2 protein-coding genes are annotated in these 3,055 nt (G+C 57.9%); both read left to right on the forward strand.

The window, feature by feature from the left end; translation table 11 throughout:
* Positions 1–618: 618 nt before the first annotated feature.
* Complete coding sequence (locus NKI05_RS32060; RefSeq protein WP_023673881.1) at positions 619–1,359, forward strand: SDR family NAD(P)-dependent oxidoreductase; 741 nt, start codon at positions 619–621, stop codon at positions 1,357–1,359.
* A 1,120-nt stretch (positions 1,360–2,479) separates the two neighbouring features.
* The coding region (locus NKI05_RS32065) for an IS256 family transposase (RefSeq protein ID WP_352794219.1) at positions 2,480–3,055 on the forward strand (576 nt) is incomplete at its 3' end.

Consider the following 3,055-nt stretch of genomic DNA (forward strand, 5'->3'; position numbering starts at 1 on the left):
TTGTTCTTCCGTGAACCGTGAACGCTTCATTCGTCCGTCTCCTTGAGTGGGACAGACTCTACCAAAAACTGGAGGAGCTTCAGGGTCTCAGGTCACACACCGTGCCCGCAAGGGCATAGCCTCTCCAATAGGCACGGATATCCTGATCGGTTTGGAATGCTTCTAGCCAGAGCCCGTCGGGGAAGACGCCAAGGCAAATTGGGATAGGCATCGCGGCTGGCACGATTGTATCAGGTGCTAAAGCATCTCTGCCCAACATGCAGGCGGCTCTCTGACCGCGAAGAACGCATATTAGCCTGCGCTAACTAATGGCGAAAGCCCTTCATCGAAATATCGCCGGCCTGTCCTGATTGTCTCTTTGGTTCTTTCAAACTGGGCAATGGCGTGTCGCCGCAGGAGAGCGGGACAAAGAACAACATCGTCTAGCCCCCTTGACCTGCCAAGAGGCATCTGAACAGGAAAAGGTGACGAAAAGCGCCAGGCGGCGCCGCAAGGCGAAGCTGTGTACGATCTGGAGCTCGCTACCGATCAGGTCATAGCTGGCTCCGGCGCCCCCCAGACCATCTGGCCGCTGGCGAAAATATGCGATCCTGCTAAACTTATCCCGTGTGAACACACATGAATGGGGGCTTTGTGCCGGTATCATATGACCTCATTGGCAAGACAGCCGTCGTAACCGGCGGAGCAAAGAGTATCGGCAAGGCAATCGTAGAGCGCCTTGTAGCGTCGGGTGCTTCAGTGCACGTGTGGGATCGAGATCAGATCGAACTGAAGGGTGTGGTGTCTACGAAGGTCGATATTACCAGCCGCGATCAGGTAACCCATGCGATCAACATGATCGTCGATCGTGGCCTGCGTATAGACGTTCTGGTTAACAACGCCGGTTATCTAGGAACCCTTCACCCGTTTGACCAACACGAACCTGCAGACTGGCGAAGCATCATCGAAACCAATCTGATCGGCACGATGCAAGTGACGCAGTTGGTTTTGCCCCACATGCGAAAATGGGGTGTTGGCCGCATTGTCAATATGGGCTCTTTGGCGGGCAAGGAAGGACTTGCCAACCTTGCCGCCTATTCAGCCTCCAGCGCAGGTATCGTAGTCTTCACAAAGGCGCTTGGGCGTGAGGTTGCCAATACAAACATACGCGTGAACTGCGTCGCTCCTGGGCCAATCGATACTGACATGATCCGAAACCTCGGGGTCGCAGCTGTCGAGACAATGATCGCCGATAGTCCAATGAACCGGCTCGGCCGGGTCGAAGAAGTTGCCCACATGGTGGCCTGGCTGTGCTCGGACGCCAGCAACTTCAATACCGGCGCGGTATTCGACATGTCGGGTGGGCGGGCGCGTTACTAAGCGCCGACTGTCTCGGTGCTTTCAGGTGGCCCGGCGTCACCGTGGACCAAATACTCCCACCCCTAAACGGCGACCTATGTGATCCCCTCATGGCAACTCTGCGGTACGAGGTAAGGCGGGAACCGGATGGGACGTGGACGGTGTTCGACGTGTTCACCGGGCAGCCGGCTATTATAGTGGGCCACCCTTCTGTCGACCTTCCCGACATGGAGTATGCTGAAGAGCTGGCAGCCATCCTGAATGCCAACAACCTGAAGCATAGTCTATATCACGGGAGGTCCCCCGAAGGTTCGCCTGACCGAGGTGGCATGACAAGTTAGCCATTCAACCAGCCTTCGTACTGCCCATCCAGGATGGCTCGTCCGATTCCGAGCAAGCATTAGTTATTGAACTCCCGACTACGACGGTCTTAAATCGACTTCCCATTGCGTTTCGTAGGGAGGATGTGATGGGCAAGGTGGTGCCAATTCGCAGGGCCACGCCTTGCGTGGAAGTAGTCGGAGCCAGTGGCGAATGGGTAGGGTCGTCCGCATCATAGAGACCGACCAGGAAATTACACGCTCATTCGGCCTGAATCGTTTGCGCTGTCCTTCGCAGAAGGCCAGCGGATACGCCTGCATCTCGACAAAAAGCTCTGGGTGAACGGTGCTAAATCCCCGAGCCGTCCAGTTGCTGGCTGTCTTGCCTCCCCAGGGCGCCGGCATGGAGGCTCGGTTTCGGCAGTAACGTCGAGACGATGCGCTCGACGAGCCTGAAGGTCGATCGTGAAAAATCGGACGCTCAAAGCTCCTGCCTCGGGCCGCGTTCTCGCCGCTCAATGATCGTCGAACTGCCTGCGTAGGTGATCAGGTGAAACCAGACCTATTCCTCGCCCGTCACGCCTCTCTTTCAGCCGTGCGACGACTACATGCTGGCCGCTTTCTGAGGATTTTCACCGCGAAGCTGACGGTCCGCTTGCGGCCCCATCTCAGTCATACCGATCACAGGCAGGGCGTGAAGCGCGCGTCGCATTGCGAGTAGGGAAGGTAGTGTGCTGAGAGTTCTGCAATTCGCTGAGAGAGGGCGGTCATGGCAGGCTGGTGATGTTCAACGTCACCGATTCCCTGGAAGGAACGCCACCATGACCAAGACAGAAGGTAAATCGACCAGCGCTGCCGTCAAAGACATTCTGCTTTCGAACCCGGAGGGGCTGCACGAAGTGATCCGTGCGGTAATGCAGGAGGTTCTCGAGGCCGAGATGGAGGAGGCGCTGGGTGCTTCGAAGGGCGAACGCACGCCTGAGCGCCTTGGGTATCGCTCGGGTTACTACGGCCGCACCCTGGTCACCCGGGTGGGCAAGCTTGAGCTGCGGGTTCCACAGGACCGGGCGGGTCACTTCTCCACGGAGCTGTTCGAGCGCTACCAGCGTTCGGAGCGGGCCTTGGTTGCAACGCTTGCGGAGATGTATGTCCAGGGCGTGTCGACCCGCAAGGTCAAGGCGATCACGGAAGAGCTGTGCGGTCATGCGTTCTCGGCTTCGTCGATCTCGGCCATCAACAAGCGCTTGGACGAGAGCCTGAAGGCGTTTGCCGAACGACCTCAGGAGCCGTTTCCTTACCTCATCCTCGATGCGCGCTACGAGAAGGTGCGTGAAGCCGGTGTTGTCATGAGCCAGGCGGTGCTGATCGCGGTCGGTATCGACTGGGACGGAAGGCGC

The organism is Mesorhizobium sp. M0771 (genome assembly GCF_040320155.1).
Classification (GTDB): Bacteria; Pseudomonadota; Alphaproteobacteria; order Rhizobiales; family Rhizobiaceae; genus Mesorhizobium.